At 31.4% G+C, this 14,547-nt stretch carries 16 protein-coding genes and 1 tRNA gene; 7 read left to right on the top strand and 10 right to left on the bottom strand.

Annotated elements, in window-relative coordinates; translation table 11 throughout:
• The first annotated feature begins 2 nt into the window (after positions 1-2).
• Positions 3-530 (top strand): ribosome maturation factor RimM, encoded by a 528-nt coding sequence (rimM, locus tag C8N27_RS13045; protein WP_099215691.1) that lies wholly within the window; start codon positions 3-5, stop codon positions 528-530.
• On the opposite strand, the gene C8N27_RS13040 is transcribed toward rimM, so the two are convergent.
• Entirely contained in the window at positions 527-1,030 is a 504-nt protein-coding gene (locus tag C8N27_RS13040) for a GNAT family N-acetyltransferase (protein ID WP_121147874.1), read from the bottom strand. The genes rimM and C8N27_RS13040 overlap by 4 nt on opposite strands.
• Positions 1,031-1,081: 51 nt before the next feature.
• Between C8N27_RS13040 and C8N27_RS13035 the strand changes: the two genes are divergently transcribed.
• Positions 1,082-1,672, top strand: coding sequence for a PhnA domain-containing protein (locus C8N27_RS13035; protein ID WP_099215603.1), 591 nt, complete (start codon positions 1,082-1,084; stop codon positions 1,670-1,672).
• Positions 1,673-1,674: 2 nt separating this feature from the next.
• A complete protein-coding gene (locus C8N27_RS13030) occupies positions 1,675-2,256 on the top strand; it encodes an outer membrane protein (protein ID WP_099215602.1) in 582 nt (193 codons plus the stop codon).
• Between the two features lie 28 nt (positions 2,257-2,284).
• Here the strand turns inward: C8N27_RS13030 and C8N27_RS13025 are convergent, their stop codons facing one another.
• The gene (locus tag C8N27_RS13025) at positions 2,285-3,340 is read right to left on the bottom strand and encodes a nucleoid-associated protein (protein ID WP_099215601.1); all 1,056 of its coding nucleotides are present in this window, start codon (positions 3,338-3,340) and stop codon (positions 2,285-2,287) included.
• Positions 3,341-3,373: 33 nt separating this feature from the next.
• Positions 3,374-3,973 carry a ribonuclease HII gene (locus C8N27_RS13020; RefSeq protein ID WP_121147871.1) on the bottom strand — a complete coding sequence of 200 codons (600 nt, stop codon included), beginning with the start codon at positions 3,971-3,973 and terminating at the stop codon, positions 3,374-3,376.
• A gap of 70 nt (positions 3,974-4,043) precedes the next feature.
• On the opposite strand from C8N27_RS13020, the gene C8N27_RS13015 reads away from it, so the two are divergent.
• On the top strand, positions 4,044-6,002 hold the full coding sequence (locus tag C8N27_RS13015; RefSeq protein ID WP_121147868.1) for a putative porin: 1,959 nt from the start codon (positions 4,044-4,046) through the stop codon (positions 6,000-6,002).
• A 1-nt stretch (position 6,003) separates the two neighbouring features.
• On the top strand, positions 6,004-6,240 hold the full coding sequence (locus C8N27_RS13010) for a hypothetical protein (RefSeq protein WP_121147866.1): 237 nt from the start codon (positions 6,004-6,006) through the stop codon (positions 6,238-6,240).
• Here C8N27_RS13010 and C8N27_RS13005 read toward each other — a convergent pair.
• The 3 genes from C8N27_RS13005 to C8N27_RS12995 form a co-directional block, all read right to left on the bottom strand.
• Positions 6,217-6,675: a GNAT family N-acetyltransferase gene (locus C8N27_RS13005; RefSeq protein ID WP_121147863.1), complete on the bottom strand. Its 459-nt coding sequence runs from the start codon at positions 6,673-6,675 to the stop codon at positions 6,217-6,219. The two genes, C8N27_RS13010 and C8N27_RS13005, sit on opposite strands and share 24 nt — an antisense overlap.
• A gap of 36 nt (positions 6,676-6,711) precedes the next feature.
• Positions 6,712-8,178, bottom strand: a complete 1,467-nt coding sequence (gene nhaC, locus C8N27_RS13000; protein ID WP_121147861.1) for a Na+/H+ antiporter NhaC — start codon at positions 8,176-8,178, stop codon at positions 6,712-6,714.
• 195 nt (positions 8,179-8,373) lie between these two features.
• Entirely contained in the window at positions 8,374-9,573 is a 1,200-nt protein-coding gene (locus tag C8N27_RS12995; RefSeq protein WP_121147858.1) for an aminotransferase class I/II-fold pyridoxal phosphate-dependent enzyme, read from the bottom strand.
• A 165-nt stretch (positions 9,574-9,738) separates the two neighbouring features.
• Here C8N27_RS12995 and C8N27_RS12990 point away from each other — a divergent pair, with 165 nt between their 5' ends.
• Positions 9,739-10,197 (top strand): Lrp/AsnC family transcriptional regulator, encoded by a 459-nt coding sequence (locus C8N27_RS12990; RefSeq protein ID WP_121147857.1) that lies wholly within the window; start codon positions 9,739-9,741, stop codon positions 10,195-10,197.
• On the opposite strand, the gene C8N27_RS12985 is transcribed toward C8N27_RS12990, so the two are convergent.
• The 4 genes from C8N27_RS12985 to C8N27_RS12970 all read right to left on the bottom strand — a co-directional run bounded on the left by C8N27_RS12985 (position 10,192) and on the right by C8N27_RS12970 (position 14,186).
• Complete coding sequence (locus tag C8N27_RS12985; RefSeq protein WP_121147854.1) at positions 10,192-11,292, bottom strand: DUF4407 domain-containing protein; 1,101 nt, start codon at positions 11,290-11,292, stop codon at positions 10,192-10,194. The genes C8N27_RS12990 and C8N27_RS12985 overlap by 6 nt on opposite strands.
• Before the next feature lie 80 nt (positions 11,293-11,372).
• Entirely contained in the window at positions 11,373-12,032 is a 660-nt protein-coding gene (locus C8N27_RS12980) for a hypothetical protein (RefSeq protein ID WP_147431742.1), read from the bottom strand.
• A 60-nt stretch (positions 12,033-12,092) separates the two neighbouring features.
• Positions 12,093-12,695: a M56 family metallopeptidase gene (locus tag C8N27_RS12975; protein WP_147431741.1), complete on the bottom strand. Its 603-nt coding sequence runs from the start codon at positions 12,693-12,695 to the stop codon at positions 12,093-12,095.
• Between the two features lie 102 nt (positions 12,696-12,797).
• Complete coding sequence (locus C8N27_RS12970) at positions 12,798-14,186, bottom strand: dipeptidase (protein WP_121147846.1); 1,389 nt, start codon at positions 14,184-14,186, stop codon at positions 12,798-12,800.
• Between the two features lie 101 nt (positions 14,187-14,287).
• Here C8N27_RS12970 and C8N27_RS12965 point away from each other — a divergent pair.
• Positions 14,288-14,369: transfer RNA gene (locus tag C8N27_RS12965), tRNA-Leu, on the top strand.
• The last annotated feature ends 178 nt before the right edge of the window (positions 14,370-14,547 follow it).

The raw sequence follows: 14,547 nt of genomic DNA, 5'->3' as shown, positions 1-14,547 counted from the left end.
TGATGCAAAAAGAAGATTGCTTTTATCTTGGCAAAATCGTTAAAAAACATAGTTTTAAGGGTGAGGTAGTTATTAAGTTAGATACTGATGAACCCGATCTTTACGAAAATTTGGAATCAGTTTTTGTCGATTTAGGCAATAATCTGGTTCCTTTTTTTATTGAAAAATCTACCCTAAGTAAAGGAACTATGTTTAGAGTAAAATTTGAGGATGTAGATACAGAAGCAGATGCTGAAGCTATTTTACGTTCTGAAGTTTACTTACCATTAGACTTACTTCCTAAATTATCAGGAGATAAATTCTATTATCATGAAGTGATAGGGTTTAAGGTTGTTGATGCTTCTTTTGGAGAAGTAGGGAACATAGTAAGTATTAATGATTCTTCTGCACAACCTTTATTTGAAATTGATAGAGAGGGAAATGAAGTTTTTATTCCTATGATTGATGACTTTATTAAAAAAGTAGATAGAGATAATAAAACTATAGAAGTTGAAACACCTGAAGGGTTAATTGATTTGTATTTGAGTTAAAATACATACTCAAATACACAATCTTCTCCATTTTCAAAAACTTGTTGCATTCCAATAAACTCAAAACCTAGATTTTTTAATAGTTTTTGAGATTTTTCATTTTTAGGCATAGTCAAAGCCAATACTTTTTTTTGTTTGAATTTAGTACGGACGTATTCAATAATTAGTTTTGTGGCTTCTGTCGCATATCCTTTACCTCTTCCTTCAGGTAAAAAAGCGTAACCAATATCAATAAAATCTAATTTATCTCTTTGTAGTGCAGTTGATGCTCCAATAGATTTATTGGTTTCTTTTAAAATTACAGTAAAAAATCCCAAACCACCTAACTTTGAGTTTTTGAATAAAATATCTTTTAAGTAAACGCGAGTTTCTTCAATAGATTTTAAGTTTTTATCACCTATAAATTGAATCCAGTCTGGATCATTAAATAATTGAAAGTAAAAAGGAGCATCGCTCACTAGAGCTTCCTTAATAATTAATCGTTCGCTTTCTAATAACATGGCTTAAATATAAATTAAAAATGTACTTTTGCGAAGCAAAAAAAGAATAAAATGAGTTTATTACAAGAATTACAAGATAGAAGCGGAAATCAATGTGAATTATGTGCATCAAAAAGCGATTTGTCAATTTATGAAGTACCACCAATTTCAACAGGAGGAGTTGATGGTAGTTTACTGGCTTGTGCTACTTGTATTGAGCAGATTGAAGATGCTGATAAAACAGATGCTAATCACTGGCGTTGTTTAAATGATAGTATGTGGAGTGAGTTTAGAGCAGTGAAAGTTGTGGCTTGGAGAATGTTACACCGTGTTAAAAAAGATGGATGGTCACAAGATTTGTTAGATATGATGTATTTAGAAGATGAAGAATTACGTTTTGCTGAGGCTACAGGTGAGCATTTAGATGAAAGTGAAAAAATAATTCATAGAGATGTAAACGGAGCTATTTTACAGGCAGGTGATAATGTAGTGTTGATTAAAGATTTAAAGGTAAAGGGTTCTAGTATGGTAGCTAAACAAGGAACTGCTGTGCGTAGAATTTCGTTAGATCCTGAAAATGCTAAATATATTGAAGGTAAAGTGGGAGCACAAACTATTGTGATTATTACAGATTATGTAAAGAAAATGGCTGAAAAAGAATAGTTATGAAGTATAAGCTTATATTAATTTTATTATTGTGTGGAATGGGTTCATTCTCTCAGAATAAAAAAATTAGCTTAGAAGTAAGTTATCCTTTAACAATAGATAATAATTTTATTGGGGGTAGGTCTGAAGGAGTTGTTGATTTTGGAGTTAAATATAGGATAAAGGATTTTAAAATAGTTAATTTTGGGATAGGTATAAACGGAGGGTTTCTAGTTGATGATAGAGATAAGGACAATTATCCACAAGATTTTGAGAGAACAATATATACTATACAGCCTAAAATTTTCTCAGAATTAAACTTGAGTCAATTAACAAAATTGCATCTTTTTGTAAATATAGGATACTCGTTTATGAAAATGAAACTAACTAATACTAATAATTCAGGCCCGGTAGATTTTTCTAAACTTTCTGATACCTTGAGAGGAATAAATGCTGGTTTAGGTGTTAGTTATGATGTTTTGCCAAGATTTTTTTTACAAGTTCAGTATGATTTTTCCAAATTAAATTCTGGAAATTCACCAGATATAAATTACAATACAAATGTAAATCTCCTAAAAATGGGAGTAGGAATAAGATTTTAATAAAAAAGCTGAGTTTAACTCAGCTTTTTTATTTCTCTGTATTATAATACACCTTGTAAAACTTCATTTTCTTATTTTCATCATACCCTTGTTCTAGGTATTCAGCAGAAGCATCAGGAGCATCAACATCAATTTTAATTTGAATATTTGTATCTAATTTAATTTCTGTTTTAAACTTACTTTTTTCCTTCTTTAAAACAACATCAGATACTTCAAAATTGTTACGAATTAATACATCGTTCAACTTCTCAAAGTGTTGTTTGTAGTCTTCAAAAAGATCTTTATGCTTATCTTCTTCAAAAACTTCATCTTTGAAACCATGATAGTCTACGCTTTCATGTTCTTTAAAATAATCAACAGTATTAGCTAAGAAGTTACTTTGCTCTTGTTTTCCTAATTCAGGTTTTAAAACCTCTTCAGAAAACTCTTTACACATTTCTAGGTAGTTTTGAGTGTGTAAATTACGATCATCAGCATACTTTACACTTAAAAAGTTTTTTATCCAGTATTGTGCATCATATTGGTTATTGTCTACTGATAAAACCACAGTTCCTTCAGCATCGGTGGAGTTTAAAATTAAACAACCCTTATCCAATCTTTTTGTTGAAATTCCTTTTTGAACTACTACATCAAAACTATCATCATCTAAATAGGTCTGAAAGAAATCTACTTTACTTTCAATTTTAAAAACCCCAACAGCTTCAGTTAAAACATCTTTATACTCGATACCTTCAAAATAAGCAACAATTACATCACCAGTTTTAATGTTGGCAGAGTTTGATTGTTCGTAAAGGTGATTAACAATGTTTTTAGAATGTTCAATAAAAACCTCATTACTATCATCTTCAAAAATATCAGAACAATATTTGTTGATTTCGTTTAGGCGGACATCCGCATGATGACTAAAACGGTAACTTTGCGTAACAGACCCGAAAGGTTTTAATAAAAAAGGAAGCAATAATTCGTAGCTTTCTTCGTCAAAACGAACTAAACTTTCTGAAAAAGCATTTTGTCCGCTATTGTATTTGTTAGCTACTTTGTGAATAATACACTTATTAATTTCGGTACGAGTTCTTTTAATCATCTTCTAAAAAATTGGAAGACAAAAATAGAAAAATTAAAGTTTCAATTTTAATTGTTCAGGTAACAATTTAAATGATTTTCGGTGGTAAGGAGTTGCGCCAAATTGACGAATAGCTTCGCGGTGTTCTTTAGTAGGATATCCTTTGTTTTTTTGCCAGTTATATTGAGGGAATTCTTGATGAATTTTTTCCATATACTCATCACGATAGGTCTTGGCAAGTACAGAAGCAGCTGCTATACTCATAAATTTAGCATCGCCTTTTACAATGGTTTGGTGAGGTATTTTTTCAAAAGGTCTGAATTTGTTTCCATCAACAATAATAAATTCAGGTTGAATAGACAATTGTTCTATTGAACGATGCATTCCAGTAATAGAGGCTTGTAAAACATTAAGTTCATCAACTTCTTCTTGATGGATGAAAGAGACTCCAAATGCAAGTGCATGCTCTTCAATATAAGGTCTAAGCTTTTGTCTTTTTTTTTCTGAAATTTGTTTAGAGTCGTTTAGTAGTTCATGTTGAAAATTGTCGGGTAAAATAACGGCAGCAGCTACAACAGGTCCTGATAAACAGCCTCTACCAGCTTCATCTGTTCCTGCTTCAAACTTATGTCCACTATAATTTAATTGCAACATGCTACAAATTAACAGATTTCAAAGAAATTAATCGTGATTTTTGTCGTTAAATTATTTTACTTTTGTTGCTATGAAGAAAAATTTCTTAGTATTTTTTTGTTTGATAAGTGTTCAGGTAATTTTTGCCCAAATAAGAACAATTGATGGAGGCTTTGGAAGAGGTAGAGGAGGACTTAATCAAAATATGGATTCATTACCTGATAATGAAATTAACGTAAAACTTAGTGGAAAAACTAAGTATACCGATTATAAAATTATATCACACAAGAATGATACTACTATAGTAGATACCACATTAACAATTCAAAAAGAATATAAGTTTAACTTCTTAAGAAAGGATAATTTTGAATTGCTAGCTTTTCATAATCAAGGACAAACGTTTAATAACTTAGGATACGATTTTACTAATATTTCCCGATTTCCAGATATAGGTTTTAGAGCAAAAATGTTCAATTATTTTGATATTGAAGATGTGAATTATTATCATGTACCCACACCTACAACAGAAATTATGTACCGAACTGGTTTGGAGCAGGGACAGGTACTAGATGCGCTTTTTACAACAAATTTTTCCAAACGTTTTAACCTAGCAATAGCATATAAAGGGCTCCGTTCATTAGGGACTTATAGACGCTCCTTGTCAAGTACGGGTAATTTTAGGGTAAGTTTTAGTTATGAAACTCCTAAAGGGCAATATGCAATTAGAGGACATGCTGTAAATCAAGACTTTTTTAATCAAGAAAATGGAGGGTTGACAGAAACTTCCTTAGAAGCATTTTTAGCAGATGATCCTAATTTCAGTGGAAATAGAGGTAGGATGGATGTGAATTTGAATAGTGCCGAAAGTACTTTAGATGCTAAAAGATTGTATTTTGAACATACTTTTAAACTATTATCTTCAAAAGATAGTGTAAGTCAAAAAGATTTTTCTAATTTAAAATTGGGGCATTCATTTACTAGAGATTCTAAGTTTTATCGATTTAATCAAGGTACAGCTTCAGATATGTTTGGTAATGCAAATATTTCAAGTAAGATAAATAATAAGACTATTTATTTGTTATACAACAATCAGTTCTTTTTAGATTTTAACTCAAAATATGTATTAGGTAAGTTTCGTGTAAAAACAGAATTATCAAATTATACATATGGGTATGAAAACTTACAGAATAATACGGTTGGAATTACAAAGAATAAGCTGAAGGGAGATGCAATTTCTTTTGGAGCTGATTGGAATGGAAGAATTGGAAACTTCCATGTAAATGCTTCTGGAAATCTTACACCTGGAAGCGGACGTTTATCTGGAAATAGCCTTTCTGGAGAAGCTTTTTATAAGAAAGATAGTGTACTTACTGTAAAAGGTAGGGTAGGAATAAGTAACAAATCGCCCAACTTTAATTTTTTATTGCATCAAAGTAGTTATGATGATTATAATTGGGAGAATAATTTTTCTCAGATAGGAACACGTTCTTTAGGAGGAGTTATAGATTCTAAATGGGGAAATGCATCTGTAGATATCACCAATATTAGTAATTATACATATTTTGATGAAGATGGACAGCCACAACAATTTTCAGGAGATGTTAATTATTTAAAAGCAAAAGCCTCTAAAGAGTTTACTTTCGGAAAGTTTGCTTTAGATAACACTATAATGTATCAAAAAGTAGCAAGTGGAAATAGTGTGTTTAGAGTTCCCGAATTTGTTACTCGTAACACACTTTATTATACAGATGAATGGTTTAAAGGAAAACCTTTGTTAGTGCAAATAGGAGCTACATTTAAGTATTTTTCAGAATATAAAGCGAATGCGTATAACCCTTTGTTGGCTGAGTTTACTTTACAGAATGATACAGAAATAGGATACCCAACAGTTGATTTGTTTTTTAATGCAAGGGTTCGTAGAACTCGAATTTACTTTAAAGCAGATAACATTAGTTCTTTTGTACTTAAAAAGAATTATTTTTCAGCACCGAACTATCCGTATAGAGATTTTGTAATTCGTTTTGGGGTAGTGTGGAACTGGTTTATATAATATGAAAGAGAAATTACGACAAAACTGGAAGTTGTTTTTAATAGCAAGTTTAACCTTAGGTTTAGCACCTTTTAGGCCACCACATATTGTAGGTAAACTAAAATGGATAGCAGGAGGAAATGCTTTTTCAGGAGAACACGCTATGCAATTTATGGATTGGTTTGATGTGTTTTTGCACGGAACTCCTTGGATACTTTTAATAGTATCAATTTTGTTACATGTTTTCAGGAAAATATAGCTCCATTTCAGGTAAAAAACGTCCTTTTATACTACTTTCTCGTTTGCCAATTATTTCAAAACCATGTTTTAAATAAAAAGCTTCTGAATTTGGATCTGATAAAACATTTAAAACAGCGCAAGAACCACTTACACAAGATTTTTTTGCATGTTCGAGTAGTTTAGAACCTATACCTTGGTTTATAAACTTAGGAGTAACAAATAAAAAATCTAAAAAACTTGTTCTAATATTAGCTCGATATAAAACATAAAAACCAGCTGTAATATCGTTAACTTGAAATTTATAAATATTACAATCGGCAAAAGTTTTAGGGGTGACTGTTAGGTCATCTTTCCAAAGTTCCATTTGTTCTTTGGAGTACCCCCAGTATGCTTTCGAGCTTATAGCGATTTCTGTTAGTAATTTAGCGTCTTTTATTTGAGCTTTTATAATCATAAAAAATAAGTCTCACTTTATTTAAAGACTTGAATATTATTTTTTAGCTAATTGTCTAATTTTAATTCTAAATGCTGCAAAAAGTAAAGTCATAATTGGACTTAAGTAATTAAAAACAGCATAGATAAAATATTCTCCAACACCAACACCTAAAACTCCTGATTGGTAAGCTCCACAAGTATTCCAAGGAATTAAAACCGAAGTAACAGTACCAGAATCTTCTAAGGTTCTACTTAAGTTTTCAGGGGCTAACCCTTTGTCTTCATATGCTTTTTTAAACATTTTACCTGGAATAACAATTGCTAAATATTGATCAGAAGCAATCGTATTTAAACCTAAACAACTAATAACAGTGCTAGCGAATAACCCAAAAACTGAAGTTGCTACCGATAATAAGGCTTTGGTAAGCTTAGCTAAGGCACCTATAGCATCCATAGTACCACCAAAAACCATAGCACAGATAATTAAAAAGATAGTCCATAACATACCATTCATTCCGCCAGAACTGAATAGTTCTGTTAACTTTTCATTGTCAGTTTGTATTTGAGTGTCAGTTAAAATTGCATTTATAATTGATTGAAACTTCGATTCAGCTAAACCTACTAGTACATCAGCTTGAAAGATAAAAGCAAAAACACCTGCTAATATTACACCAGTACCTAAAGCCACCAAAGGCTTAGTTTTTAATAAAATCATAACAATTACTACGGCAGGAACTATAAATAACCAAGGTGAAATATGAAAAGTGTTTTTAATTGAAGCTAATAAATTGCTAACATCTGCATTACCAGTCGTATCAATAGTACTACTTAAAATGGTAAATACTAAAAGAGTAATTATAAAGGTAGGAACAGTGGTATATCCCATATATTTAATATGAGTAAATAAGTCTGTGCCAGCCATTGCAGGAGCTAAATTAGTAGTATCTGATAGTGGTGACATTTTATCACCGAAATAAGCACCAGAGATAACGGCTCCTGCAATCATACCCGATGGAATACCTAACGCACTTCCAATTCCAACCAGCGCAATACCTACTGTCGCAGAAGTTGTCCAAGAACTACCGGTAGCAATTGATATAATTGCAGCAATAATTACTGAGGCAGGTAAAAATATTTCAGGACTTAGTACTTGTAAGCCATAATAAACCATTGCAGGGATAATTCCGCTTACTAACCAGGTTCCAGCTAAGGCTCCAACCAAAAATAAAATCATAATAGGGACAAAAACACTTTTCCAGTTTTCCCATATTTCTGCAGCCATTCTTTGTAAAGAAACTTTATTTAAAAAGCCTACTACTGCTGCAATTACTCCTCCCATCAATAAAATATATTGATTTGAATAATCGCCTAACCATGCGCCATCTGCATAAAAAATATTATAAGCTAATAACCCCATTAAAATAATTACAGGAATTAAAGCTTCCCAAATATTCAACTCTTTGTTATCAATTATTTTTTGTTCTTCTATTTGAATTTCAGATAAATTTTTTTCGTCTCGCATCTATGGTTTTTTTTCGGCTTGTAATGTTACGATTTTGTATAGAATTACACAAATAGAATAAGTTGATGGGTTTCTTTAAGAAAAATTGAAAAGAAATGATAAATAAACAAAAATGTCACTTTAAACAATGTAAAAGAAATCAATAGTTTTTACACTGTTTAAAATGACAAGTTTAGAAATATAAATTAAAGGTGTTTACAACACGCCAATTTCCTTCATACACTCTTTCATCATCCGATAGGTGCGTTCAATGTCATTGTCCAAACCAATTGAAAAACGAATTAACCCATCGGTTAATCCCATTTCTGTTTGTTCATCTAAAGGAATTTCTGAAGATGTTGAAGTGCCAGGAGCAGAGAATAAGGTTTTGTAAAAACCTAAACTTACAGCTAAATACCCTAAGTTTCTTTCTTGCATTAGTTCCATTAAAGCGTTAGCTTTCTCTAAAGAACCAGTATCTATAGTTAACATTCCTCCAAAACCGTATTCTTCATTCATCATCGATTTGAAAACTTCGTGAGAAGGATGTGATTTTAACCCGGGGTACACAGTTTTTAACCCGTCAGCTTCAAATTTTTCAGCTAAATAACTAGCATTTTTACTGTGTTGTTTTATACGAATATGTAAAGTTCTAAGGTTTTTTAAGATAGAAGCAGCTCGCATTGAATCCATAGAAGCTCCTAATAACATACTTGCGCCATCAATTACACTTTTTTGAGAATTGATAAAATCTGTAGTCCCACAAATAACCCCTCCCATAGTATCTGAAGAACCATTGATGAATTTTGTTAGGCTGTGAATAACAATATCAGCTCCCAACTGAGCAGGTGAAATTGATAGTGGAGAAAATGTGTTATCAACAACTAATTGTAAATTGTGTTTTTTAGCTAAGGTTGATAGCGCTTTAATATCAGCAACTTCTAATAATGGGTTACTTACTGTTTCACAGTATATCATTTTGGTTTTTGGTGTAATAGCAGCTTCTACCACACTTATTTTTGTAATATCAACAAAAGAAGTCTCTATGCCCATTCGAGGAGTGAAGTTCTTTAAAAAAGCATAAGTTCCTCCGTAAATAGTTCTGCTTGAAACAATATGGTCTCCAGTTTCGCATATTTGTAAGATGGTAGGAGTAATGGCTCCCATACCTGTTGCAGAAACATTGGCTGTCTCAGTTCCTTCCATAGCTGCTAAAGCTTCGGATAGGTATAGGTTTGAAGGAGATGAGTGACGAGAGTATAAATAACAACCATCTGTATTTCCTTCAAAAGTATCAAACATAGTTTTTGCTGATAAAAAAGTATAGGTTGAAGAGTCTGATATAGATGGGTTAACACCACCAAATTCTCCAAAATATTGTAGGTCTTGTATGTTGTTTGCAGGTTTAAATTTCATAATTGATTAAGGTTAATTATTAGTAGACTACTAAATTCAGTTTTAATTGTTTAAAAATCAATAATAAATGTGTTTTATAGATTATTATGCTAATTTTGTGTCTATAATTGGTTTTTTATTTGGTAATAGTAGGGAAAGGTGTAATAAATGTAGATTTTTTTTCAGATGAAATTAGATAATATAGATAAGAAGTTATTAGGATTACTTCAAACAGATAGTAAACAAACTACAAAACAACTGTCTTTACAGTTAGGGTTGTCTGTAACTGCTGTTTATGAGCGCATAAAGAAGTTAGAAAAAGAAAAGGTTATTAAGCAATATGTTGCTTTGGTTAATAAGAACAAAATTGAAAAGTCGTTTTTAGTCTTTTGTCATGTTCAGCTAGAGAAACATAATAAAGATCATATAACAGTTTTTGAAAAGGAAGTTAATAGATTAGAAGAGGTAACAGAATGCTTCCACGTAAGTGGAGATTATGATTATATTTTAAAAGTTTATGTGAAGGATATGGATGCTTATCGAGATTTTATAGTAAATAAGCTTACTGCGTTAAAACATGTTGGTAACACTCGAAGTGTTTTTACAATTGGTGAAGTTAAAAATTCTATAGCGATAGCTTTATAGTATATCCTGTTGATTTTTATAAAAAGAATCTGCTTGTAGCTTCATAAGGTTACGAGCCATTTTTTGTTTGTAGTTGTATAATTCTTCTTCTGTTTTTAAATCGGAGTATACTTTGTTGTTAAAGTCTTTATCTGTTTGTAAAATAGCTTCTCTTTGATGTACTTGTTGTTGAATCCAGGTTTTTACTAAAGACTCTTGGTTTTCTAATTTGAAATCGTACTCGCTTTTTGAACTGATAAGTTTGGCAAAAATTGGAGCAGTTTCAATAGCTAAAAATAATAGAAAGATAAAGAAAGAAGGTAGCCAAGGCAATTTGTTTAAAGCATTAACACGAGCCATTAATCCATCAAAGTTAGAGATTATAGGCTGTGTTTCACTTTCAGTTTCTTTTTGTAGCTGAGTTAAATTACTAATAGCCTCTTCTTTGGCTTTTATCTTTTCAGAATTATTAGCTTTTAATTGAGTTAATTCCTGTAAAGCTTTATCATGCTTGTCTCTCTTTTCTTTATAAACAGGGCCTTTTCCGATGAGTTTAGTCCCTTTTCTTCCTTCCGCTTCGGCAATGTAGGTCTCGTATAAAGTATTTACTTCATTCTCTTTAGTGGTAATTTCGTTTTTTAAAGCGGTAATTTCTGAATTGATTTTTTCTATTTCAGGAGTATATTGTTGTGCAATTTGTGTTTTATTGTCAAGTGTCATCTGATTTTTCTCAGTTAATAATACTTGGTTGATTTCCTTTTCAAAAATTTTTAATTCTAAAGGTTTAGAAATTACTACAGCAATAATTAATGCTAATAACAAACGTGGAATTACTTGTACAATTTCTTGTCGTTTAGAGTCTCTTTTTTTTATGGTTGAGACAATAAATCGATCTAAATTAAAAATGAGAAGTCCCCAAATGATTCCGAAGAAAATGGATGTATATATATTGTCAAAAACAGTATACAAAGCATAAGCAGAGGCAATAGTTGCCATAAGTGCAGTGAAGAAAACTGTAGCACCAATACCCGCATATTTGTTTTGCTCTCCATTAGCACATTTATCAAGCAAATCTAAATCAGCTCCAGAACAAAGAAGGAAAAATCGTTTTAACATAAAATAAGCTTATAGTTTAATAACGAGTTATTTAGGGTTTTGTTACAAAAAAAGCCTCATTTAAGAGGCTTTTAACAGAATTAGTTTTTTATAGTTATTGGTTTGTTTGAAAGCTTAAAAACAGCTTTATCATTTTTATACCAACTATGTAAATTTATAGAGCTGTCAGATTCTAAAAGTTTTATAGCTTTTTTGTAACTTATTTTCTTACCGTTATAGTAATATTCAGAGTTGTAGTCTTTGTGTTTTTTGATATATTCCAAAGGAGACATTGACTCTGGAGGTGTTCTCATTCCTTTTTTCACTCTAATATGAGGAGGTGGAAGAGGAATACGTGAAATATCACCTTTTTTTACTCTAGTAGGAGGAGATGGTATGTTTGATTCTTCTCTCATCCTAACTCTAGGAGAATTTGGAGTTGGTGGAGTTCTCCTATAAACTCTTTTCTTAGGTGGAGGAGGTGGGGGAAGTTGTTGCTTTTCTTCTAAGGTAAGATCATCGTATTTTTTTTGTATTGTACTTCCATCTTCATAAGTGTAAACCACTAATGTTTCTTCAGAAGACTCTCCTTTTAAATTTTTAGCACCATTTTTTACTTGTATAGATACAGGTGCTTTGTTAATATCTTTTTTTTGCGCTTCAACTCTTTCAGCAAAGAGAAAAGTGAATCCTGCTATTACTGGTATTACTGCCAGCTTTTTAAGCAAGATTTTGGTACGAGAACTTTGTTTTGTCATCATTAATAATCTTTTTTTAGTTAATAAATAATTCAAATTACTGGCCAAGTAATATTCGTTGTTCTAAGTAGTTCTATTTAATAGTAAATATTGATACTCAGTAGTGTTTTTATGTGTAGTAATCACTTTGTTGTCTGCTAAAAACTCATGATTTAACTTTATTGCTTTTTTAAGAAATATAAATGTTGGATTGATCCAAAAAATAATTTGTAAAAGTTCAATCAATAAGATATCAAACGTGTGCTTTTGCAAAGCATGTGTTAATTCGTGGGTATAGAGTTCAGTTTCTATTTTGTTTGAATTATATTCTTCTTTATTAATAAAAATATAATTCCAAAAAGTGTGTGGGCTAATAGCATCATCTACTAAAACAAGCGTAGCTTTTTCTGTTTTTATTTTTTGATGTTGTTTGATTTTTAAAAAGATGTCAAACAAATTTTTTGTAAAACGGATTAATAAAATGATTGCTACGATTGCATACCCAACAAATAAATATTGTGCGTAGTTAATTTCCTCAACTGTATTTACATTCATAGTTGAATCTGTAATTAAGGAAGTTGTTGTTCCTAAAGTATTCGGAACAGTTTCTATATATATATTATACAATGGAGCTAAAAAGGAAAACAACACACTACCTAACAGATAAAATCGGTTGAATTGGTGCATTTTTTCTCGCTCTAATATCAAGTGATAAAAGGCAAGTAATAACGCAAAAAAATAACCTTGAAACTCTTTCAAGGCTATTTTATTAATGTTATTGAGATTGAATTATTTTGATAACTCAGTAAAATATTGATAGAAATACGGAATGGTTTCTATTCCTTTTAAGTAATTCCATACACCAAAATGTTCATTTGGAGAGTGAATTGCATCAGAATTTAATCCGAATCCCATTAAAATAGTTTTACTTTTTAATTCTTGTTCAAATAAAGCAACGATAGGAATACTTCCACCACTTCGTTGTGGAATTGGAGTAACTCCAAACGTTTCTTGGTAGGCTTTACTTGCTGCTTGATATCCAATATTATCAATCGGAGTTACATATCCTTGCCCTCCATGATGTGGTTTTACTTCTACCTTAACTGATTTTGGAGCAATGCTTTCAAAATGTTTTTTGAACAATTCAGTAATTTCTTCCCATTCTTGCCCAGGTACTAAACGCATTGAAATTTTTGCGTATGCTTTAGAAGCAATTACAGTTTTAGCGCCTTCACCAGTGTATCCACCCCAAATTCCGTTAACATCTAAAGTAGGGCGGATAGAGTTACGTTCGTTAGTAGTATAACCAGCTTCTCCGTGAACATCGTTAATATCTAAAGCAGCTTTATAGTCTTCTAATGAGAAAGGTGCTTTTGCCATTTCATCACGCTCTTCACGAGATAACTCTTCTACTTTATCATAAAATCCAGGAATGGTAATATGATTGTTTTCATCATGTAAAGAAGCAATCATTTGTGTTAAAATATTGATAGGATTAGCTACTGCACCTCCATATAAACCAGAGTGTAAATCTCTGTTCGGTCCCGTTACTTCAACTTCTACATAACTTAATCCACGTAAACCAGTAGTGATAGAAGGTATGTCGTTAGCAATCATTCCCGTATCGGAAATTAAAATTACATCGTTGGCAAGTTTTTCTTTGTTTCTAGGAACAAACCACGCTAAGCTTTCAGAACCAACTTCTTCTTCACCTTCAATCATAAACTTCACATTACAAGGTAAGTTTCCTGTATGTGTCATGTACTCTAATGCTTTTACATGCATATACATTTGACCTTTGTCATCACAAGAACCACGAGCAAAAATAGCTCCTTCAGGGTGTATATCTGTTTTTTTAATAATTGGTTCGAAAGGAGGAGATGTCCACAAATCGATAGGGTCTGCAGGTTGTACATCATAATGACCATAAACTAATACGGTAGGTAAGTTTGGGTCTATTATTTTTTCTCCATATACGATAGGGTATCCAGGAGTTTCGCAAATTTCTACTTTATCACACCCAGCTTTTTCTAAACTTTCTTTAACAGTATCAGCAGTATTTAATACATCTTGATTGTATGCTGGATCAGCACTTACTGACGGAATTTTTAATAAATCGATAAGCTCATTAATAAAACGATCTTTATGTTGAGCTATGTAATCTTTTACGTTTTGCATGTGTTGTATATTAATTAGCATCAAAAATAAGAAAAATAGTATACTTCTTCTTTGTAGTTTACAAGTATTGTTTATATTTGCATCCACAATTTCAAAAGTACGCGGGCGTGGTGGAATTGGTAGACACGCTAGACTTAGGATCTAGTGCCGTGAGGTGTGAGAGTTCGAGTCTCTCCGCCCGTACTAATTTAAAGACAAAACCTTAATTCATTACGAATTAAGGTTTTTTATTTTTAATACTGTAAAAAACTAACTATTTCGGTTTTATTGATAATCTTTGGTTGTGTAGTTGTATTAGTTGAGTTTTTTTATGGTTGAGTATTTGGATGTTAAAATTTTAAATATCTTTAGCATAAAAAAG

The organism is Tenacibaculum discolor, from assembly GCF_003664185.1.
In the GTDB taxonomy this organism is placed as follows: Bacteria; Bacteroidota; Bacteroidia; order Flavobacteriales; family Flavobacteriaceae; genus Polaribacter; species Polaribacter discolor.
The sequence above is the reverse complement of the archived record's forward strand: the minus strand, read 5'-3'. Positions and strand labels throughout refer to the sequence as shown.